The sequence below is a fragment of the Mycobacterium sp. DBP42 genome (genome assembly GCF_005924235.1).
GTDB classification, from domain to species: Bacteria; Actinomycetota; Actinomycetes; order Mycobacteriales; family Mycobacteriaceae; genus Mycobacterium; species Mycobacterium syngnathidarum.
The window spans coordinates 63919-84619 of the sequence record NZ_VCMY01000026.1 but is presented as its reverse complement, the minus strand read 5'-3'; the positions used below and the strand labels follow the sequence as shown (position 1 = coordinate 84619).

General features: G+C 63.6%; 17 protein-coding genes and 1 pseudogene. 2 read left to right on the top strand and 16 right to left on the bottom strand.

What is annotated here, in order from left to right; translation table 11 throughout:
* The first annotated feature begins 341 nt into the window (after nt 1-341).
* A complete protein-coding gene (locus E0T84_RS31900) occupies nt 342-494 on the top strand; it encodes a hypothetical protein (protein WP_171055125.1) in 153 nt (50 codons plus the stop codon).
* A gap of 48 nt (nt 495-542) precedes the next feature.
* Here E0T84_RS31900 and E0T84_RS21330 read toward each other — a convergent pair whose 3' ends face one another.
* The 7 genes from E0T84_RS21330 to E0T84_RS21300 all read right to left on the bottom strand — a co-directional run bounded on the left by E0T84_RS21330 (nt 543) and on the right by E0T84_RS21300 (nt 9493).
* Nucleotides 543-833, bottom strand: a complete 291-nt coding sequence (locus tag E0T84_RS21330; protein WP_064925529.1) for a hypothetical protein — start codon at nt 831-833, stop codon at nt 543-545.
* A gap of 66 nt (nt 834-899) precedes the next feature.
* Nucleotides 900-1919 carry a hypothetical protein gene (locus tag E0T84_RS21325; protein WP_131813088.1) on the bottom strand — a complete coding sequence of 340 codons (1020 nt, stop codon included), beginning with the start codon at nt 1917-1919 and terminating at the stop codon, nt 900-902.
* 182 nt (nt 1920-2101) lie between these two features.
* On the bottom strand, nt 2102-2779 hold the full coding sequence (locus E0T84_RS21320) for a hypothetical protein (RefSeq protein WP_064925525.1): 678 nt from the start codon (nt 2777-2779) through the stop codon (nt 2102-2104).
* Nucleotides 2776-3492 (bottom strand): helix-turn-helix transcriptional regulator, encoded by a 717-nt coding sequence (locus E0T84_RS21315; RefSeq protein WP_064925523.1) that lies wholly within the window; start codon nt 3490-3492, stop codon nt 2776-2778. Before E0T84_RS21315 ends, E0T84_RS21320 begins: the two co-directional genes overlap by 4 nt.
* Nucleotides 3492-6869: a hypothetical protein gene (locus E0T84_RS21310; protein ID WP_249383703.1), complete on the bottom strand. Its 3378-nt coding sequence runs from the start codon at nt 6867-6869 to the stop codon at nt 3492-3494. Before E0T84_RS21310 ends, E0T84_RS21315 begins: the two co-directional genes overlap by 1 nt.
* Nucleotides 6866-7270 carry a hypothetical protein gene (locus tag E0T84_RS21305; protein ID WP_064925301.1) on the bottom strand — a complete coding sequence of 135 codons (405 nt, stop codon included), beginning with the start codon at nt 7268-7270 and terminating at the stop codon, nt 6866-6868. Before E0T84_RS21305 ends, E0T84_RS21310 begins: the two co-directional genes overlap by 4 nt.
* 291 nt (nt 7271-7561) lie before the next feature.
* Nucleotides 7562-9493, bottom strand: a complete 1932-nt coding sequence (locus tag E0T84_RS21300; protein WP_138745448.1) for a hypothetical protein — start codon at nt 9491-9493, stop codon at nt 7562-7564.
* An 804-nt stretch (nt 9494-10297) separates the two neighbouring features.
* Here E0T84_RS21300 and E0T84_RS21295 point away from each other — a divergent pair.
* Complete coding sequence (locus tag E0T84_RS21295; RefSeq protein WP_048895790.1) at nt 10298-10819, top strand: hypothetical protein; 522 nt, start codon at nt 10298-10300, stop codon at nt 10817-10819.
* Between the two features lie 209 nt (nt 10820-11028).
* Here the strand turns inward: E0T84_RS21295 and dnaB are convergent.
* The 9 genes and pseudogenes from dnaB to E0T84_RS21250 all read right to left on the bottom strand — a co-directional run.
* Nucleotides 11029-12348, bottom strand: a pseudogene (gene dnaB, locus E0T84_RS21290) (replicative DNA helicase); the annotation flags it as partial.
* Between the two features lie 71 nt (nt 12349-12419).
* Nucleotides 12420-13205: a hypothetical protein gene (locus tag E0T84_RS21285; RefSeq protein ID WP_053122612.1), complete on the bottom strand. Its 786-nt coding sequence runs from the start codon at nt 13203-13205 to the stop codon at nt 12420-12422.
* A gap of 1129 nt (nt 13206-14334) precedes the next feature.
* A complete protein-coding gene (locus tag E0T84_RS21280; protein WP_138745447.1) occupies nt 14335-15204 on the bottom strand; it encodes a hypothetical protein in 870 nt (289 codons plus the stop codon).
* Nucleotides 15197-15832, bottom strand: coding sequence for a hypothetical protein (locus tag E0T84_RS21275; RefSeq protein WP_131813054.1), 636 nt, complete (start codon nt 15830-15832; stop codon nt 15197-15199). The genes E0T84_RS21280 and E0T84_RS21275 overlap by 8 nt, the downstream gene beginning before the upstream one ends.
* Nucleotides 15833-15978: 146 nt before the next feature.
* The gene (locus tag E0T84_RS21270; protein WP_234790580.1) at nt 15979-16830 is read right to left on the bottom strand and encodes a DNA adenine methylase; all 852 of its coding nucleotides are present in this window, start codon (nt 16828-16830) and stop codon (nt 15979-15981) included.
* Nucleotides 16827-17123, bottom strand: coding sequence for a hypothetical protein (locus tag E0T84_RS21265; protein WP_064925310.1), 297 nt, complete (start codon nt 17121-17123; stop codon nt 16827-16829). The genes E0T84_RS21270 and E0T84_RS21265 overlap by 4 nt, the downstream gene beginning before the upstream one ends.
* Nucleotides 17120-19078 (bottom strand): DNA cytosine methyltransferase, encoded by a 1959-nt coding sequence (locus E0T84_RS21260; protein ID WP_064925312.1) that lies wholly within the window; start codon nt 19076-19078, stop codon nt 17120-17122. The genes E0T84_RS21265 and E0T84_RS21260 overlap by 4 nt, the downstream gene beginning before the upstream one ends.
* The gene (locus E0T84_RS21255) at nt 19075-20277 is read right to left on the bottom strand and encodes a hypothetical protein (protein ID WP_138745446.1); all 1203 of its coding nucleotides are present in this window, start codon (nt 20275-20277) and stop codon (nt 19075-19077) included. Before E0T84_RS21255 ends, E0T84_RS21260 begins: the two co-directional genes overlap by 4 nt.
* A 175-nt stretch (nt 20278-20452) precedes the next feature.
* On the bottom strand, nt 20453-20692 hold the full coding sequence (locus E0T84_RS21250; protein ID WP_048895783.1) for a hypothetical protein: 240 nt from the start codon (nt 20690-20692) through the stop codon (nt 20453-20455).
* Nucleotides 20693-20701 lie beyond the last annotated feature (9 nt).

Below are 20701 nucleotides of genomic sequence, written 5' to 3'. Positions count from 1 at the left end.
CCACAAGGGCAAACTGCTCGAACGCCCCACCGAAATCACCCCACCGACACCGCCCTCAGACGGCGATCAGCAAGCCGGAACGGAGGTCGCCTGAAACACGCCGATCCACAGGTATTGACAATTCCTCTAATCGTGCCTCGATCCGCTCGTGTCTGGAAAGCGTTTCACCACAGGACTATTGGGTCGTGCTGAGGGCGGCTGGGATGGGACCTGTTCCGGGTGATCCAACGATTCGACAGGCAGCGGCGCAGTTGGCCGGAGTCCAGTCACACGGCCTCAGCGGCCTGGGTCGCGTGATGCCTTGGCTTTGTGGGTTTCTGCTCGTTCTCCAGGTAGCACAGGTGTGCATCGAGACCCGTCCGGTAGTGCTGCGGGACGTCTTCTTGGTAGTGATCTGGTCGGGACTCACGGTCTACTGGCGGCTGTATCCCCGCCTGATCGACGCGCGCTATGAACTTCTCAGTACACACCAGGGCAGCGACGCCCCTACCTGAGGATTCACCAGTCCCCCAGCCAGCATGAGGGAACGTGAATCCTGGCGGTCACTGGCCGATGTGAAATTCGACAATCCAACGCGGGTCGTCGCGCTCATCTGCAAACGCCGTCTGGGTCTCGCGCACGTGAGGTAGCTCTGCGCCCGGGTCAAGGCCGTGGCGACGCGCGATCGCCACCGCGACGCCGGCTGCATCCACGCCGTCCCAGGATCCGCGGGCGCGGTCGTCGCCGGTTAGCCATTGGTCTGGGCGGCCCGCACGGGAGATACGAGTGGCAGCGGTCTGTGTGGCATCCCACCGGTCGATGTCGAGGTGCACATTCACCGCGACCGTTCTCATAGTTTGTCTCCGCAGGCGAAGGCACAGGCGTTCAGCTGGTCCATCACCGCATTCATTGCGTTGGGCCTAGCTTTCTTGCTGGGTTGCTATTTGAGGTTCTTTGCTGCGCTGCTCCTGTGCTGGCGCCAACCACCACAGTGCATGCCACGGGCGACTGCCGTCGCCGACGAGCATCACCACAACCGCCAGCAGGACTGGCCCGGCGATGAACCTGAAGATGGCCGGCGACAGGTTGTAGGCACTGTGCGCAGCGGCTGTTCCTATCGCATAGGCCGCTACCAGTGATGTGGTCGGCATGCTCCGGTTCAAGGCCTTTCGTCCCACCGCGATGGCGGCGACGAGCCCGCCGCCCGACCAGATCACCACCCAGCCCAGCCACCACCAGACCGAATGGTGATCGGCGTAGTACAGGTGCAACACAAATCGGCAGAGCACGTTTATCGCCACCGCGATAGCCACTGTGTGCCAGCGCGAGGACAGGAAGAGCGCCAGGGCGAAACCAGTGAGCGCGAGCTCCTCCTGGAAACCAGACACGACAGAAACGGCAGTTCCCACACCAGACGGCAACGCGCTGCCGGTAATCCCCTCGCACCACGGTTCAACAGTTGCGACCAGGCGATACGTGGTACTGGCGAAGTTGCAGAAGAACACGAACGTGGCGGCGAGGAACGCCACAGACCACCCTGAAGGGACACGGGAAACCGGTTCATTCTCCGGCTTCGCACGTACATGCAGGAGCGCGGCGAGCACTAATCCCGCGATCACGGCGGTCAGTACTCGGTCAACCACATCGAATCCGTTTGAGGCGATAGCGCTCGGAGCATCGCTGCATTTGAGCGGCCAGATCCATTTGACTACTCCGGCCACCATGGCTGGGCCGAACACTGCGAACAGGCCGGCCGTGTATGCGAGGACCTTCATGCCGTCGCCGCCTGCTCCACGGCTTATACGGTGGACCGCCCACCAGGTGGCCGCGAACGCACCAACCTGGGCGGCTACCACCGCCCACGCAAGCACCGGGCCGCCGCCGAGTTGCACAAGAAAGAGCGCGGCCTGAACGGCGAGGACACCCAGCGCAGTGGCCATCAGCACCGTGCTGCGATCCCACCCCGACCTGCGAATGGATCGACCAACGCTCGCGTCTGACATCCCGCCCCTATCCCCCATCCGAAGTTCTTTGCCAGCAACTTTAGCCAGGGGCGGCGACATGCCGGATGCTCTGTGAAAGCACCCTTTTCACGAACACTCTCCGGTATGGCGAACTGGAGTCAGAGCGAGCTTAAGGGCCGCCCGGGCCCGACTCCCATCTGATCGGCTACGGACCCCAACGGAACTGCGGGGGCGTCGGCCATCCATACCTGTGTGCGGCCTTTGGCGAGATGCTCGGCGCTGGGGTGTACCCGCCATTCCTGCTGCCGGATCATCACGGCGTGGGAGAGTATCTGGGCGTGGAACCGGGTGGGCAGAGCAAGTCCGGTGACGATCACTGATCGCCGGCGGATTTCGGTGAGGGCTCGGGGGTTGGCTTTGGTGACGATCACCTGCCGCCATGGCTTGTTGTTGACTTCGACGATGATCACGGCGTGCTCGTTGAGCCAGCCGCTTTCTCGCCAGGCGGGCAGGATGTAGGTGTCGTCGTCGAGATTGGCCAGGATGAGCTGGGCGCGTTCGAATGCTCCTTCATTGAGGCGTTCGACGTTGTCGGGACCGCGCTGTAGTTGCCTGATGCGTGCCGGCGGGGCGGCGGTGTGACGGCTATTTGCGGCATTGTTACTACCGATCCAGCGGTGCACGGTCGCTGGTGTGACGCCGGCGTATTCCGCGACCGCGTCGACGTCGATGTGACCTGCAGCGTTGGTGCTGTAGCAGTCGGCCAGCATCGTGTTGAACCGTTTACGGGTCCACCTCGGCCCCGGCACTGGGGCTACCCGCAGTGGGTCGGTCACCGCCTGTCTCCGATCCAGAAGTCGCTGATAGTTGCGAATTCCCACGGACTGCCGTGCATGTATCTCGGATCCATGATCTCGGCGAGGTAGTTGAGCAGGCCCTTGTCCCCACCGTCCTCGTAGGCTCTCAGCAGTCCTTCGATCTCAGCAGGAGTTAGTGGGTCACTGCTGACGTCGCGGTCGCGTTCCCAGGCGTAGTTTTCGGGGCCCTGATAGCCACTGATGTGAATTCTGGCGCCGTGCGCGAGTGCTTTGCGGCCGCGGTCGCTGTTGCGGAAGACCTCGGTCGCAGCGCGGCGTCCGGCTTTGGTGCTCGCGGCTCGCCGCGCGGCTGTTTTGATCGCCTTGAGGTGATCGGGGGATGGCTGTTGGCTCCCGTTGGCCCACCGACGGACTGTCGCCGGCGAGACGCCGAGTGCGTCGGCGGCGGCTTTCGCGTTGACTTTCGATCCGCGAGGCCCGTACCCGTAGACGGCTTGAAGCATGCCCATGACGTTGGTCAGTTCCCCCACGTCGGCGTCACGGCGCCCGGTGATACCGCGGTAGATGATGCTGCGCAGGTTGACGACTTCTTGTCTCATCGCTTTGCGGACAGCGGTTTTCGAAACACGCAGCGCTTTGGATGCGTCGTCGATGTTGACGTCCCGGTTGACTGGAGAGCCGTAGTCGACGAGGTTGCTGCCGGTAATCTTGCGTGGCCGGCGACGTGCCATTACTGGCCTCCGTTGGTCAGGGTCGGCAGCATTTCGCGCCACCGGTCAGGCGGGGTCAGGTGCTTTTTGCCGCGGTAGGTGTTGCCGTCGAGGAACTCGAGCTGGTCGGCCAGCAGGGCTGATCCTTCGTGCTTGTACTTGCCGAACGAACGGCCCCACGTCGCGGGCCCGCCCGGCCAAGCCGTCTCGGGGTTGGGGTCATTGGAGACATACAGCACGGAGTCATGGTCAACGGCCACTGGCCAGCGCTTGGCCTTTTGGCCGATGTCGTTGATGCGGTAGGCGATGACCGCGCCGGCTTTGCCGACACCCATATACCACCGAGCCGGGAAGAAGCCCTGCTTGTCTTTCATGTACGTGGCAGATTGCATGGCCCCGAATCCCCTGTTGCGAACGTTCTTCGACTGGTTGCGGGCGGCCTGGGCGTCGGGATCGTCGGTGTCGAGGACAACACTGGCATGGGAGAACCGCTCGACCCACAAACGCAGCACTCGACTGTGGTGCGGCCACACGATGGCTTCCTGGATGTCGGCGTCATACCCGAGTTGGAAAGCCATTTTGAGGCGGTCAGTGGTCACCCACTTGGGCCCGGTGAAGTAGTGCCCGCCGGGATTGAGCAGATGAGGCATGAACCTGTTCGCGTTCTCCGGGATATTCACCAACCAAAAGCCCGGCAAGCGCGGATCGAATTTGGTCCCGCCTGGGTAGTGCACCGGGTCGCCGATCGGCATCTCCACCGAACCCAGGGCCGCGAAGTACGAACCGCTGCGATCGTAGGCATGCACATACAGGCACTGCTGTTCTTCGGCGGTCGGCACCCGGCACCACACCGTATAGTCACGCTCCACGTCGCCCAGCCCGTAGGGCAATTCGGTGGTCGACGGCGCTAGAACGATGTTCTTCCAGTCCTGGACGGTCCAGCCCTTGTCGTCCTTCGACGGTCGCGGGCGGGCTTGCTCCAGAATGTCCAGCCCGGTCACGCGGTCGCTGACTTTGTACGGGAAACCCAGCGCGTCAGCGAAAAGTTGCAGGCGCCGAGCCACCTGCGCCGGGGTTGGCCGTCCCCTTAGGATCGGCATGCCTTTTCTCGCGTCGAGGTCCTCTCCGGGATCGTCGTCGTCGATCGGCTCATCATCGATAGTCAGCGCCGTGTCCAAACCGGCGATCAGCACGACCTGCACCGCGGTCTTATCCGAGTCGTCGCGGAACACCCGCGTCCAAGCCCCCAGTCGGGCAACGGCATTGTCGTCCTTCTTGCCGCCGAGACGCCAACCGTCAGCCACGGCATCGGTGACAAACGGGATGTTCTCGGTCATCTCGTGCAGCAGACTCACCCGGTTCTTCGGCCGCGCTTCGGCCAGCTCTGTCACATCGATGCCGAACTGTCGGCAGGCGGCTTCGGTCAGCCAGATCTGGCCTGCCTCAGCGTAATCCTGCGACAAGGGGTAGCCGATGTTGTAGGTGTAGCCCAGGTTGGCGACGTGACCGACGTGGGTCAGCTCGCCCAGCTTTGAGGTGCCGATGCAAGTGCCGTCGGGCAGCCACAGCCCGTCGGTGTGCAGGACCGCGGCGGCCGGAGCGTTACGTTTGGTCGGGGCGCTGCGTTGGGCGGACGGGGCCGTGGTCTTGCGTCGTCGTGTGGTGGATCCGGCAGTTTTTGCCGGCTCGGGCGTGGTCGACTCTGCGGATTCGGTTCCGGTGGTGGTGTCGGTGGGCGATTCGACCAGTTCCGCGTCGGCGCCGGTCGGTGGCTGGTGGGATGAACCTTCGTCGGTGTTCTGGGTGGTGTCGTCGGCGCACGTTGTCGGGGCAGAGGGCTCCTCGTGGGCGGCAGGTACATCGAGGGCCGCGGTGAGCACGTCTGCGACTTGGCTGGGTGTTTCGGCCAGCACGAGCGCGAGGACTGTCTCATCGGCCAGCTCGACGCGGCGCGTGATTTCAAACCTTCCGAGTCGGGTGTGCTTGTCGGACAAGTCAACCGGCTGCCCGGTCTCCTCGTCGATGCCCAGCGCATAGATCGAGGAGGCGTCGTGCAAGAACAGTGGCGTCGCCCGGTATTCGCGGGAAAGCCTCATCGCTACCCGCCGGCCGCGGAATCGAATGTGCGCGGCGATCGAGGCGGCGTGGGCCGGCTGATAGTGGTGGCGCCAGTCGTCGTGGGTCCATTTGTCCGCTTCGCCCATTGCGGTGATGTAGTCGCGGGCCATCTCTTCGACCATGGCGCATAGTGCGGGGTCGCCAGCGAAGGCCGCGAGCGCGCCGTCGCGCAGCCGCTCCGTCCAGGTGTCCAGGAGCCGGACCTGGTGCGGCCACACGACAGCGGCGTCGATGTCGAGGCGGTCCACGTCCAGGTTCGCTCCGCCGTAGCTGACGTCTTTGGCCAGGTTGTCGAGATCCTCGGTGCTCACCCACGCCCGGGTCGCTTCGCCGGCCCGGATCTGGGGATGAGGGGAGCGAAGCCACTGAGGTTGGTTGATCTGCTCGGCGGCCGGCAGCAGGGCCCGCCACATCCCGAAGGGCCGCTTGGGGGCAGCGGCCGCATCCGCGGCTTGGTGTCCTCGAAGCCGTTGCGGACGGCCGTATCCCAGGCTGATCATGCCGGCTGAGGCTAGGTGCGGGTACTGCTGTTCCAGCAGAGCCAGGTCAACAGCGTGATCGAGCTGCTGTTGGATCGCTGTGGGGGTACCGGCCCAGGCTGGCTGGATCCGCAGGTCGGCGTCCACCCCGGAGAGAAGGTCGCCGGCGTCGGTGAATACCGCAGGTGGCTTCTTATCCCCCGACTTGTCACTCTTAGTGGGACGGGCGATGCGGGCGGCCCGGATGTCGTCGAGCAGCACCGCTCCGGAGCCGTGGCCGCTGCCGGCAGGCAGCACTCCCAGTGCAGCGTGCCATGCGTTCAACCGGCGGCCGAGCTGGACCTGATCGTCGATGATGGTGCCGCCGCCGATCCACGGCCGGGCTTCGACCGCCACTTCCACGGTGACGTGCCGCGGGCCGGTCTCGGGGTGCGCCACGCTGCCAGTGAGAACGAACCGCCCCTCGGGGGCGCCTTTGAGTTCCCATCCCCGACTGATCAGCGGCGCCAGGGTCGGCCCGATCTGCGCCTCAACGTCCTCGGCCGGGTCTTCGTCGGTGGCACCGACGAAGACCCGGCCGCCGTCACCGACAAACCACAGCCGCGCCGGCGCTGGGTCGACACCGGCGTTGGCGGGAAAGGGCTGCAGCAGGTTCTTGCCGACTAAGTAGGTGATCAGCGTTTCCAGCTTGTCCAGTGAGGTCACCGGGCCGGTGAGACGAAATCCGTTGGGCGTGAACGTCCCTTCGGTGTTCAGGATCACGACATGCCGGTCGAGCGACACGGAGGCCTTCATGGTCATGACAACCCACCCGGGTGTGCCCCGTCCGCACTGCGGTCCCGGTAGGCACGGACCTTTTGCCCCACACCCTGACCGGAGATTCCGAGTACTGCGCCAATCTCGGCATAGGTGGCCCCCGCTGTCGCTGCCGCGGCGGCCGCGGGCCCCTCATCGAGGCCTACTGCGCGCAGCAACGCCGCCCTGGTCAGCTGAATCTCCACGGTTTCGGGTGCGGTGCCACGCTCTACGGCCTTGAGCAGCCTGGCACGTTGAGTCGGCGTGTACTTGCGCTGGGCGACGCGTTTCACCCACACGTCAAGCGCGGCATCCAATGAGGAATTGGCCATTCTTGTGGCGAATGATTCGGCCCCTAATTCGGCGGCGGATTGGATCCGGGCCACCACGGCATCGATCGCCGTCACGCCCTCACCTCCAACACCTTTCGCACACCAGAACCCTATACCGGACCATGGCCTAAAACAAGTATTACTTTCTCAACGGTGAAAGTAATACTTTCACATGTTGTCAAGTGCTACTTTCATCGTCAGCCTCAGCGGTGGCCGTTCATCTGCAGGCGCCCGCCTAATCGACACGCGGCCATGAACTACTCAGCACACACCAGGGCAGCGACACCATGGCTGTTCGGGCTCGGACTCAACAGTCCCAGCCCCAGTAACACCTTCGTGAGAACGCGAATCACGGAGGTCAGGCGGCTATGCCGCCACTGGGCGGCCTATATCTTGCTCGCCATCGTCCCTAGGTGGTTCGTCGCGCATGATCGCCGCTAGATAGTCGGCGTAGTCGGCGGCGGTCAGCACCGTGTCGATGAGTATGTGACCACTGCGGGTCATGCTGTGGTGTACGACGGCCAGTGCGGGTTCGAGGGGCCGCTCGGCCAGCCACTTCTTCCAGCGTTCCCGTGCGGCTCGGTACAGCTGTATACGGGTGCGGCGGGTCCGTTCGAGCCCGTATCGACCTGCGATGTCATCCAACGTGGTGTCGCCGGCGGCGACCCATCCGCGACCTCGGCGCAGCAGCCCGGACCGGCACAGTTCGGCGATGGTGTCGTAGGCGCTGCTGATCGACACGTGTGCCGCTGCAGCGATGTCGACCACGGCCCGCAATCCCTGCTCGGTGATGGTTTCGTAGATGCGGCGGTGCTGCCAGCCGAGCACGGACCACGCGGGGTGCACGCCAGAGACTTCAGGACGCCCTGCCGCATCCGGGGTCGGGTCCACGACATCCGGGATGACCAGGGCGTATGTGTCCGCGTCAGGGCCTGACCCTTTTTCTACCAGGCGCACCGGCGACCCATCCAACTCACGCAGCAGTCGAAGGGTTGCCCAGACCGTGGATTCGCTGAGCAACCCGGCCGCCAGAGACAAGGAACGCCCGCCCACTGCCACCTGAAGCTCGCGGACATGGCGGTCCGCGGTCCTGGCCGCGCTCACCGATAGCGCCTGCAAGACCGCAGCCACCGACCAGCGCAGCAGACTCGAACGGAAGGTCGTGTCGCACCAGTGGATGGCGTGGGCGAGCCAGTGCCGCAGGGCTTTGGGGGTGGGGTAGGGGCGCGTGTGCAGTGTCTTGTGCGTGACAGTCTGGAGATAACGACCGCGCTCTTGATGCCAGTGGTGAGCAGCAAGCCAGTCTCGACATAAGAGCCTGTCAAGATCAGAGCGAGCGACCTTGACAGTTCCACCGTTTTTGAGGGCGTAGGCCTGGGCTAATCCCTGCCACGGCCGCCCCGGACTCATTTGTCGACGAACTTCGGACAAGGACGCGCCGCGCCACATGGCATGCACAAGAACCGACATGCGTGCCTCCGAGCGGGTGTGCCAGCGCTTGTCCTTGGGCATTTGGCCGTGCACAGCGAAATCGAGGACTGCCGGAGGAAGAGGGTCGTGCCGCAGCAGGTAGGACGGCAACGTGCCGGTGTCCGCGGCGGCATCCAGATCCTGTCCGACATATCCAGGCGCCGCCGGATCAACCATGACCAACGCAGTTAGCTGCGCAAACACCTCGGGTGCGTTGCGCTCATAGAACGCCGCCGCCGACTCGCCGCGACCACCGATCAATACCCGGAATCCACCCTCGCGGCAACGCGAGCCCGGCACACTGATACTGCCCGTGCGAGCGTTGAGCATGGGCGTCTTATCGAGCGTCGGGCAGCGCGACGCTAACGCGTACAGTAGTGGCCGCACGTCATCGACGGTCAAGGCGGCTTGTAGTGGTACCAAGATGTGGACGCCGCCACTGGCGGAAAGATCAGCGACCCAGCGTGCGCCGCATTCGTTGAGCCAGCTCACGATTCGGCAGAAATCGGCATCCACCGCAGCTGTTCCGTGCTCGCCGGCATCAAGGTCGAATACCAGCATCCGGGTGCGGCCGCGCTTGGTGAAGATGTTGACCGCCGCCGCCACATCAGGAACGGACGCAAGGAGGCTACTAACTCCTTTGAAGCGGCCAGTTTGTGCGCACCAGAGCCGGGTGGAGCGGCGGGCGGCCATCAACGTCGAGAACGTGCGCCACGTTCCGCTCGCCAGGGCCTCGTTGTGAGAGTCCACCGCGAAGGCTTTGCGGTACTCAGTGATGAGATCTAGATTGACTTGAAATTGGGTATGCGAAATCAACGCTACTGTCATTGCAGACAGTCCCTTCAAATGTGAAGTATGCAGTGGCAGCACAAAATCACCGCGTAAACGATTCGGTGATGATGCGCTAACGGCGCACCCTCAACCAGACCATCGCAGTTGTGCTGAAACAGTGAAACCACCTGCAAGACAAGTGGTTACGCAAAATCCGCCGAACACCGCTCAAACGCGGTCATACCGGCGACGTAAAGATGAAATTCTCAAAAAGGATCTATAACGCGGCACCAGACAGTGACTCGCGTGAGCAGGTGTCCCCCTTCCCCTTCTGTAGTACCCGGCGATTACCCACGGTGATGGTCGCATGGGAAGAAAGGTGAAAGCGGGAGACACACCGTCACTGCGTCTACCGAGTGAACGTCCGGTGCAGACATAGGGAACCCGCGAGCCGCCAGCTCAACGAGAAAAGGGCGGGTCTGGTGATCACTCGACCAGACCCGCCCTCAGGGAGACCTCCGGCTTCCGTCTTCGCAGCCCCGGGTCTTTGGGTAATCGCCGGATGCATCGAAGGGGAAAGGTCGTTGAAAGGTTCCCTGCTGTCTTCTCTGCCGATAGTCCTCCGAGAGCCCATACTGTGACCTGCACAATGGGCCTTCGAGTGGCCATCTGGACACCAATATAGGGCCCTTGTGAAACCTCGCCAGTGAGCGACACGCCGAGATGGTCCTCTGACTGCCCAAAGCCCAGGTCGCAAAACTCTATCGATAGTCCCTTGAGTGGCCATTTCGCAGGTCAAGCGCTATCGCGGACATAGCATAGAATCTCAACACGAAAGACCGCGCACGGAGGACCTTCAGGATGGCGAACAGCACCGAGCCCGCGGGCTCGCAGCGGCCTGTTGCCAGCACTGCAGAGGCCCGGACGCTACTAGGCGTCACGCCCAAAACTGCGCGGCGATGGATCAAGAACGGCACACTGGACGGATACGTCGACCTCAGCGGTCTGTACCACTTCTATCTGCCAGCTCGCTATCTCAAGGGTCCACGCGCCAAACCCACGGCACCAGCACCGCTTGATGAGAGCAGCACCCCCGAGGGCAACGACCTTCTGCGTTTCGAGCTTGCCGCCGCCAAGCAGACGATCGCCGAGCTGCAGGATCGTGTGACCACCGCCGAAGCAAAGCGCAGCGAAGCAGAAGCAGCGCAGCGAACGCTGCTGGCCTCCAACGCCCTCACAATCGAGGCCGCCGAGAAACTAAGCGCGGGTAGCGAGCTACTCCGTGAGGGCGGCGCTGATCTATTGAAAGCTATTGAGCTGCAACGCGGACTACTTGCCCAATTCTTGACCCCTGACAACCTGGCGCAGCTACCCGAGCACTGACTGGTCAATATCTCGCAGTGATAGCGGCGGCGTAGCGATACCCAGCGGACTCTTGGAAGGTTGCACCGAGAGCAGCCTCACGAAGCGCTGCATTTCCTAGATCTGCGCCACCGACACAGCGAACTGACCTGGCCTTTTCGGTCCTGGCGTCTGAGATGCAATCGCGCATGAGAAGATGAAATCAGCTGTGAGACACTCAAACTCGCGGATTATCGAGTACGTGCCATGTTGGTGTGGCGGCAGTAATGAAGTTGGTGGGCAACCGTTATCGTCGCTGTCGGCCCGTTTCGGTGTTTGCCGAGGATGATGTCCGCTTCACCGCCGCGGGGGTCGTCACGATCGAACGCATCGGGTCGATGGAGCAGCATCACAACGTCGCTATCCTGTTCCAAGCTGCCGCTTTCGCGCAGGTCAGAGACTTGTGGGCGTTTGTCGGTGCGTTGTTCAGGACCGCGGTTGAGCTGGCTGATCGCCACTACAGGTACGTCGAGTTCCTTGGCCATCAGTTTGATGCTGCGGGAAAAATCTGAGACTTCCTGCTGGCGTGACTCGTATTTCTTCCCGGAGCTCATCAGCTGGAGATAGTCCACGACAATGAGTTTCAGGTCGGTTTTCTGTTTGAGCCGGCGTGCTTTGGCGCGGATCTCCATCATGGTCAGGTTTGGCGAGTCGTCGATATACAGGGGTGCCTCGCTGATCTCGCCCATCCGTCTTGCCATCCGGGTCCAATCATCGTCGCTCATCCGACCTGACCGCATGTCGGCGAGCTTGATCCTGGCTTCGGCGGACAACAACCTCATCACGATTTCGGACTTGCTCATTTCCAGTGAGAACATGACGCTGGCCATCCGGTGCTTAATCGAGCATGAGCGCAAAAAATCCAGTGCCAGAGTCGATTTCCCTACCCCAGGTCTGGCCGCGATGATGATCATCTGCCCGCCCTGCAGCCCACTGGTGATCTCATCGAGGTCGACGAACCCGGTAGGGACACCTTGGGATAGGCCGGTGCCGGACTGGATCGCGTCGATCTCGTCCATGGTGGTCTGGAGCAGGTCGTCGAGCACGACGAAGTCCTCTGAGGCGCGGCGCTCGGTGACGTCGTAGACCTCGGCCTGGGCGCGGTCGACCACCTCGGCGACATCGGCGCCACCGGCCCCTGCGTAGCCGTACTGCACGATCCGGGTGCCGGCGGCCACCAGGCGCCGCATCAGAGCTTTCTCGGCGACGATGCTCGCGTAATAGCCGGCGTTGGCGGCGGTGGGCACGGAGGCGATCAGAGTGTGCAGGTAGGGCGCTCCGCCGACGCGGGTCAACAGCCCGCGCCGGTCGAGCTCGGCGGCAACGGTTACCGCGTCGGCGGGCTCCCCTTGTCCGTACAGGTGCAGGATCGCGTCATACACGTCGGTGTGGTTGGGCCGGTAGAAGTCATCGGGCCGCAGCTTGGCCAGCACGTCGGCGATCGCATCCTTGCTCAGAAGCATGCCGCCGAGTACGGACTGTTCGGCGCTGAGGTCTTGCGGTGGCTGTCGGTCGTCAGCTGCCGACTCATCACTGCGCGTTGCGCGTTGCCGGCCCCAGGTCGGGGCTTCGTCGAGGTCGGTCACGCCAGCATCCCCTCATCGATGTCACTGGACTCGGCGAGCTCAGCGGCGATGACCGGCCAGCATTGGTCACACACCATCGACGCCTCTTTCAGGGGCAGTTGCGGCCGCTCAACAGCGGTCCCGGACCCGCACACCGCGCATCCGCATCCACCGATGGCCAGATCCATCAGAAGGTCGGTACTCAAAGAGGTTGCCGCCGGAATCGTTTCGGAGACAGCATCAGTCGGAACTTCGCCTAGTACGTCGTTGGCCCACAAACGCATACCTGCGGCAAGTTCAACTTCCGGGTACATCCGTCTCGCCCGGCGGCCGGCGTTGGCTAGCGCTGCAACTGGATCGACCACTGGATGACCGAACTTCACCTGATCAGCACGTAACAACCGCTCACGTTCCTGGGCTGTGGTCACCGCGGCGACGTCGGCATACCAACGATCAACGAGGGCCCGGGTGGCTTTGCTGCTCTCAGCTGCGATGACGTGGCCTGCTGGGGCCGTCTTGCTGCGGTGGGCGCGGGCCGCAACCACGAGGCTCTGGGACGTCCCGGCTGGGCGAACCGGTAGTAGTGCCAACCGCGATCGCAGGAACGATGCCGGGTTTTCGATGTGGTTGGGCCAGTCCCAGCCCCGGGCTTTCATGTCGGCGTTCAGTGCCGCGAGCACGGACTTCGCAGTCCAGGCAGTCAGGTCCAGACCGGAATCGGTCAGAGCGTCGCAGATGTGGCCGATGTGGCCTTTGTCCAGGCCGATGCTGCCGTCGACGACACCTGCGGCCAGGAGCTGCACATGCAGGGGCCGTGGCGCGCAGCGCCGGCCCCGCTTCGGTGACCTCTTGGGGGGATGAGAATTTGACCGCCGCGCGCGTGCACGCGCGTTTGGTGATTTAGAACTAACAGGACTTACCCGCCTATCCCTACGGGATGGCGGTAGGTCGCAAACAGCGCCGCCAACGGCAGGTTTCTGCACAGGCTGCGGCCTGCTGATGAGGTGCCAGATCGACGGCCGACGACCGCATCCCGGTGCCGCGGCCGACCCAGTGCCGCGATGAGCCTCGACAGCCAGCCCTGACGCACTGAGCACCGATCGCACGGTGGTCACGGTCCGCCCGGCGCAACCCGCGCTTGCAGCGACCGTGGAGTTGGTGGCCGCACAATTGCGACCGGTCGCATGGTCGGCATGGGCAGCGAGCACAATGGCTGCCCGCAGCACGCGCTCGGGCTTGATATGCCGCCGTGCACATTCAGCAAGACCCTCGTCGGTGGCCAGCCACCCGGACACTTCGTCGAGCCATCCGTCGCGGCTGGTCCACATCGGCAACTCGGCCGACACCGTACCCACACGTTCAATCCACTCGCGGCGAACGCGACGCACCGCCCGCGACGAATGAGAACCGCGTCGCTCGCCTTTGCGAAAACTCGACGTTTCAGCAGGGATTGGAGGGCGGTTTCGTGAACTCCATCGCGCAGAACTTGAGCTGTTTTCAGGGAGAGAACGCGAACGCCCTGATCGAGCGCGCGTGGTACCCTGAGAATGACCATCCACGGTTATTCTCCTCGTTGACACGGGGATCGAGAGATCAAAGTGACGCTTGGCTCTCGCTGAGGCCTCGGAGTTGACGGCTCCGAGGCCTCGACTTTTTGAAAACGTCTCCCCGGAACTCGCCCGGCCCGTGAGGCGTTACGAAAGCTGGTCCAAGACCACCTTTTTCAGGGGCCTGCCCCTTCTCGATCCCACTATCTAGTTGTTTCATCCCCGCCTCGACAGGGACGTCAGTCGAGCTGATTAACCTCCTTGCCCAACACGTGATCTCTCCATGCGACTCCGCCACGAATCGATGGACTTGAAGTCGGCCTGCCCAGACACGGCATCGATCCAGCACCGACCCGTGATGCACGGTTCTCAGGACGGATTGGCATTACGCTGTCGCCTCCTGACGCCCGCCCGCTTGCTGCAGTTCTTGAAGGGCGCGCTCCAGATCGGCGAGCACACGCTTGGTGTTGTCGATCGGCGTGTAGTAGCGGTTGGACAGTTCGCGCAGCGCCCGGTCAATCGAGCCCGCCGCGCGCACAGCCCTGGCGATGAGTGTCAGCTCGGGCATTCCGATCCATTCGGCGCCGGGCCGGATGTAACCGCGCGACTCTGCGCCCCAGTCGATTCGGCCGCCGAGCGCGGTTTCGATGCGCTTGAGCTTGTCGGCCAGCTCAGCAGCGTCCGGTGTGCCGCGCTGTTTGAGTTCGTGTTCGACGCCCTCCTGGACACGGCGGTCTAGCTCGGCCCAGGCGTCCTGCTGGGCACCAGTGTGGGCCGCCTCGATGGCCTGGGCACGGAGGGTGTCCTGGCGGGCGAGCACGCTGCGCACGGCGTCCCACGAGGGCCGATGCACGGCGGGGTCCTTGCGGGCGGCCTTGACCGCTATGTCCATTCGGGTCCTCGTGCGCCGGCCGGGAACCATAAGCCCCCACCCGGCGGGCAGTTCGCCCTCGCGGACGATGGCCGGATCGCTGACGACGAGCCACCATTCGTGGCATTCGTAGGCCCAGGCGTCGGCCTTGCCGGGTTTCTTGAGCTCGTTGAGCCAGTCGCTGCGCGAGATCTTGAGTTCGTGGCCGATGAGGATTCGGCCGCTGCTGCTGGTGAATCCGGCGAAAATGGCATCGCAGCGGCTACCGGCGCCCCAGTTGCCGTTCTGGCCGACCTCGGGAAGGAACACACCGCCTGGCATGTTGAGGCCGGGCTTGATGTAGTGCCGGTGCAGCAGGGTCAGCAGGTTCGCGGTCTCACCCATTGGCGATCACCTCTTCGAGCGAGATGCGTTTCCACGATCGCCCGACACCGGGCGTTGAGATGCGGCGGACGGCGCGGATCTGATCGGGCGCGAGGATGGCGGAGTGCGCGCGGCCATCAGGGGTTGCGCCAACGACGTAGGCGGTCGCGTACACGGCGTACCAGTCATGGGCTGGGCGGCCGTTCGGTTCACGATCGGTATCGGGCATGGGGATCCAGCCGCCGCAATCGCAGCTGGAGTCTGGGCAGGCCGCGCCGCGGTGGCTTTCACTGATCGGGTCACGGTCGGCGAACCGCAGCATCCGGCCAGCGATCATCGGGCATGCATGCGATACATAGGCGGCGCATTCGGGGTGCAGTGGTGGTTCTTCGAATTGCAGGGCGGCGAGCTGCCGGGGCCCACCGATGAGGACGAACGGCGGCCGCTCGATGGGTCTGCTACAGACTTGGCAGAGGCCTTCGAGGTAGCAGCGTTGCGCGCGGCTGTCGTGTTGGGCGCGGAAGTCCACGCCACCGTCTGCGAGCTGGACGTTGATCCACGGAATAACCAGTCCGCCGATGGTGGGCCGAGATTCGCACGTCGCTGGTATCGGAGGCCGGACTGTTTCAGTGGTCTGTGTCTTAGGCATTGGTCATCCATTCGTGCGCCAATTTCGGCGGCCCCGCCAACGTGATCTGGGCAGGCAGCATGCCAGCTGCGGGATCGCTCATCGTTTCCTCCCGATTGATCCGCATGTGCGGCTTTGAGATCGAACGCAACACATGGCTTCAGCGGTCAGCATTTGTCACCGCCGAGGTGGAACAACGCCGGCTGCTCAGCGATCGGCCGGTTCGACCAGAGCACTTCAGTGCGTGCCTGATTCGCACCGTTGCTCTGACCTGTCATGGTCGGAATCTCAAGGCGAGTCCAGTCGGACAGCGCGCTGTCATAGAGGTCCGAGGGATACCCGGACAGCACCACCGCGGCCCGGCAACCACGCAGCGCCCGGAGCAGTTCAGCGTGATCGGCCGGATCGGGCATGTCTAGCCGGTAGCCATTGCCTCCACCGCCGGTACTACGCGTGGTACCCAAAATTGGCGGATCCACGTACAGGCAGCACTTGCGGTGTGCCCCATACTCTTTGATGACCGTGAGTGCAGGCCTGCATTCCAGGCTGACCTGACGTAGGCGCTCTGCGCCGGCAGCCATACGGTCGACGTAAGCGGCAAGGTATCCCGGCATTCCGGTCGAGTTGCCGCCCGGGTTCACGTAGTAGCGCCAACCGCTCGATCGCATCGTGCCGCCACGCGCCTGGCTGATCTGGACCCATACAAGCCGGGCCACCTCAAGGTCATCCAGACCTGCAAGATCGGTTGCGCGCGCCGCAACAAGCTCGGCACGAGAATGAGGAGTAAGCGCGCAAACCCGTGCGAGCTGCTGCGGCTGGTTGCGAAGCACTCTCCAGAAGGTCATGAGCAGACCGTCGAGATCGTTGACGGTTTCCATCCGACTGGGCGACTTCGCCAGCAGCACCGAGAGTCCTCCGGCGAATGGTTCGACGTAGTGCTCGTGCTCGGGCAACAGCGCGGCAATCTTGGAGGCCAGACGGGTCTTTCCGCCGTAGTAGGCCATCGGTGGCGCGGTCATGCGACCTCCCCCAGCTCGACACTCACACAGTCGATGCAGATCCCGAACCCTGCGTGCGCGCAACGGGTGAACTCGATGCCGCAACGGGAGCAGCAACGGCGTGCTGCGTGCTCACTGTCGGCGATCCCGTACGAGTCGCGATGGTTTCCCGCAGTCGAACTCGGCTGCCTGGATTCATCTGCGTGGAGTGTCAAGAGTTTCAGCCAGAGCCGGTCGTCATCGGTGACCGGCTGGTACGGCGCACGCACGGGAATCATGTCGGCGGTGACGTCGAAGATGCTGACGGCAGTCATGCGGCAACCTCGCTGTGCAGCGCATCGCGTAGCCGGCCGCTGACCCAGGAACCGACCGGTGGAGAGACGGCATTGCCGTAACCGTCGACCTGATCACTTGCCGATCCCCAGACAATGAAGCTGCCGTGGTAGTCGCCGAAGTCCACGTCGAACCCGCAGCCCCTGCCCACCTCGTGCGAGGCCATCATGCGGAAATAGCAGTCCTCCAACGACAACTCGGACAGCATCGCGCGCCACTCGGCCATCAACAGTCCGGTGTTGACTTGCGAGGTTTGCGCACCCAACGGATCGGTCAGCGGATGCGGCGCCGGGAACTGCCCAGGCGAGGTGCCATTCTGCTTGAACCACCCTGAGAACAGCAGCGACTGCGAGGGCGAACCGACGATCGTCCCGAGCGGATTGCTGACTGGATGTGCCCGATATTGCGCCTCGTCGATCGATCCGTTGTTCTTGATCAGCCCGGCCGCGGTGAACAGTCCGGGGATCTGGTCGGCCGTTACTGTCGGCATGGATTCGGAGTGCGTGGTGGGCACCGTGTTCTTCCGGAACGGAACCACCCCGGCCGACAGCAGGCTCAGCGTCTCCGACCCTCCCTGGGTCGGCAGTGGTTCGTCGGCGCCGCGCGGTGCGCCCTGGTAGTTGTTGACCGCCAGTAGCACGGCCTTTTCGTGGGTGCTGGTGACGGTGTCCATCGGCAGCGTGATGTGCTTGCCGTCACCGTTGTGGCGGTGCGCAGCCATGACCTGCCCGGTTACGGCGACCGGCGGGGTGATCAGACCCATGGTGTTCGTTGCGGGTTGTGTCCACAATGGCTGGCTGAGATCCCGAGTGCGGCAATCCGATCCAGGTCGCTCGAAGGTGTTTCCGGCCGCGACCATCACCGCGCCGGTAGACAGGACCGCAGTCTCTTGCTGGCTGGTTTGGGTCGAGAGCGGCTGCCACGGATGACGCTCCGATCCGCGCTGCGCTTTCGCTGGCATCAAGACCGCCGGGAATTCGGCGAACCTCTGCCGGCACCGCTCTGCCCGCGCCATCGTCGATGCGGCCAGCGGTTTTTTCCGGTCCCCGATGCGAGTGCCAAGGTTGGAAAGGTCCAGGGCCGCCAGCGACGGCGCCGAGGGTGGGATCACGATGCGCCGGCAGCGTGGGCAGCGGTACTCGTACTGCTTGCCGTAACGTACGGTCCCCGACGGCGGGACCCCGGTCTTCCAGGTCCATACCGCCTCAACCACCTCGTCGCAATGTCCGCACCACGACGGCGGCCGATGGTCGAGATTCGGGGTGGGGATCCGGGCATCCCACATCGCGATATAGAGCCGGTCTCGACTTTGAGGTACCCCGAAGAACATCGAATTCAGATACAGGACACGGTATTTGTAGCCAAGCAGCTCGAACTGCTTGATCCACCAGCGGTAGGTAGAGCCGTCACCGATTTTCGGATTCCGGGGCAGGCCGGGGCCCCATGAGGTCAACTCCGTTGTGCACTCGACGAGAATCAGCCGCGGGTGATGCTGTGCGGCGTAGTGCAGCACGCAGTTCGCGGTCGCGCGGTCGCGTTCGGAGCGGGTGACCCGCTCGTCGAACTCGGGATCGTCGAGGTCGAACAGCGACAGGCCCTGTGCGTACGCCTTCTGTGTGTTGGCCTGCGAGTGGTTGACGCAGCTCACCCCGGCGCACAGCAGATCGGCAGCCGGAAGGTCCCGCGCAGAGTGGTAGTCGGAGGCCTCCTTATTGACCAGGTCGGCGATCCAGTGCTCAGCCTCGGGGTGATTGGCTTCGTGGACCTCCACCTTGTAGCGGTTGTGGTTGGCCGCCATGATCGTTTCGAAGCCGGCCTCTTTGATACCGGTGGTCAGTCCTCCGAACCCGGAGAACAGATCGACCGCAACCAGCGAGTCATGGCGGAACCTGCGCGGCCGCACAGCTGGGCGATGCTCAGCGATAGATGAAGTCATGGCCTGCTGACCTTGTCGACGATCGCCCAAATGGTGTTGCAAACATCGACCAGCGTTGGAGCGGCGGTGTGGGATTGTGCCCACCTCTCGGCCTCTCGCTGGACATGTGCGCGGATCTCATTCAGCGCCGCGGCGTACCGCTCGTGCTCGTCAACCACACGTTTCACGTTCGGTGGGATAGCCAGGTCCTCCGTCTCGCGATCCAGCCCGACCATTTCGGCGATGTCGGCCAAGTGTTCGCCGAGCACCAGGGCAACAGTCGCCATGTGGTCGGCTGTCTCGACGAGGGTGGGCTTGTCGAGAGCGGCGAGGTTTCGGAGGCGGACTTCCCGCGGGTATATGCCGTCGTTCGTGAGGTCACCAGAGTGCCTGGAGGGTTGGTTCTCCGTTGACCAGCTCAGCGGGTCATGGGCGGGGATGCCACGCAGTGTCAGCGGTTGACCTTCGGCAAGTTCGTTGCGCCACTGCCAGACTCGTTCATCGAACGAGTCGCCTGCGTCGAAGGCGGCGACGAGATCACGGGCCGCGACGTCGGCTACCGTCGGGTCGATTTCCCGAACCACGGCCAGCAGGTAGATCAGACCGTACCCTTGGACGCTGGCTGATAACTGGGCATGCCAGGCCTCGTTGTTCGTGTCGTACAGGTCCGACTCTCGGGTGGCCGTGCTGTGCTGTATCCACCACTGCAGCTGCTCGGCCAGCAATGTGGTCGCGGGCTGGCGTTTCCGGGCGGCTTTCATCTCCGCGTCGTCGCCCCAGAGGGGGGCTGGGCCGTCGTAGGCATCCGCTAGTTGCCACTGCCGGATGATCTGCGCGGCGCCTTGCATATCGCGAGTTCGATTCGGATCAGTGAAGTCCCAATCGAACTCGCCTAGCTGCTGTGCCAGCGCGTTGAGGCGTTCGAAGCTGTGGCTGACGGCGACGGACTGGCCGGTGAACGTGTGTGTCAACGCCAACTTGCCGGTGAGGACGACACGGCCGTGCTTACCGCGGCCAAGCATCGGCGTCACCACCAAGTGAGAAACATCCGTTGGCGCCGCCGTGACGTCGACTGTGATACCCGCGAGTCTGACTGTCTGGGTGAGGAATTCGTTCATGCCAAGTTGCAATTGCTCGGTCATGTCAAGCTCCAATTGATCTGGAAATGGACTCTTGATGGAGGTCGAGCCTCGAACGCGTCTTGATCCCGTCCGTGGCATCTGGCGTCGTCGGGCTCGCAGTGTGTGGGCAGCCGTGGTTCTACTCGCGTAGGTGGATGATGATGAGTGGTCACGAGTTCACTCACTGGCCTCTGTGTTTGGGCGTGCCCAGGGACGACACTGTGCGCCGGAGGGCGCTGGCCGCACCAGCAGTTCCGCCATCCAGCTGGCCATATCAAACTTCCCCTCCGGACACCGCGGTCCGCGCGGTGAACACCGAGGTGTGCACGTCCTCGGCCGGCACGGTCAACCGCTCATTGGTAGACAGGTTGTCCAGCTGCAGAGCACCGTCGTCGTCGACGCAACAGACCCGGTAGGCGATCTGGAAGCCGTTCTCGGCCTCGTCTCGCAGCTCGACGAGATCACCGACACTGAACGTGCGACCGCGAAAATCGCTCGGCTTCCAAGACCCCACGATGTGCTC

What these genes read in the sequence shown, in the direction of transcription:
- E0T84_RS21275 (WP_131813054.1), bottom strand. Translation starts at nt 15,832, where the DNA reads ATGCCTAAGACACAGACCACTGAAACAGTCCGGCCTCCGATACCAGCG.
- E0T84_RS21255 (WP_138745446.1), bottom strand. Translation starts at nt 20,277, where the DNA reads ATGCCACGGACGGGATCAAGACGCGTTCGAGGCTCGACCTCCATCAAG.
- E0T84_RS21310 (WP_249383703.1), bottom strand. Translation starts at nt 6,869, where the DNA reads ATGACCATGAAGGCCTCCGTGTCGCTCGACCGGCATGTCGTGATCCTG.
- E0T84_RS21295 (WP_048895790.1), top strand. Translation starts at nt 10,298, where the DNA reads ATGGCGAACAGCACCGAGCCCGCGGGCTCGCAGCGGCCTGTTGCCAGC.
- E0T84_RS21265 (WP_064925310.1), bottom strand. Translation starts at nt 17,123, where the DNA reads ATGACTGCCGTCAGCATCTTCGACGTCACCGCCGACATGATTCCCGTG.
- E0T84_RS21325 (WP_131813088.1), bottom strand. Translation starts at nt 1,919, where the DNA reads ATGGCCACTGCGCTGGGTGTCCTCGCCGTTCAGGCCGCGCTCTTTCTT.
- E0T84_RS21300 (WP_138745448.1), bottom strand. Translation starts at nt 9,493, where the DNA reads ATGACAGTAGCGTTGATTTCGCATACCCAATTTCAAGTCAATCTAGAT.
- E0T84_RS21280 (WP_138745447.1), bottom strand. Translation starts at nt 15,204, where the DNA reads ATGGGTGAGACCGCGAACCTGCTGACCCTGCTGCACCGGCACTACATC.
- E0T84_RS21330 (WP_064925529.1), bottom strand. Translation starts at nt 833, where the DNA reads ATGAGAACGGTCGCGGTGAATGTGCACCTCGACATCGACCGGTGGGAT.
- E0T84_RS21270 (WP_234790580.1), bottom strand. Translation starts at nt 16,830, where the DNA reads ATGACCGCGCCACCGATGGCCTACTACGGCGGAAAGACCCGTCTGGCC.
- E0T84_RS21260 (WP_064925312.1), bottom strand. Translation starts at nt 19,078, where the DNA reads ATGACTTCATCTATCGCTGAGCATCGCCCAGCTGTGCGGCCGCGCAGG.
- E0T84_RS21315 (WP_064925523.1), bottom strand. Translation starts at nt 3,492, where the DNA reads ATGGCACGTCGCCGGCCACGCAAGATTACCGGCAGCAACCTCGTCGAC.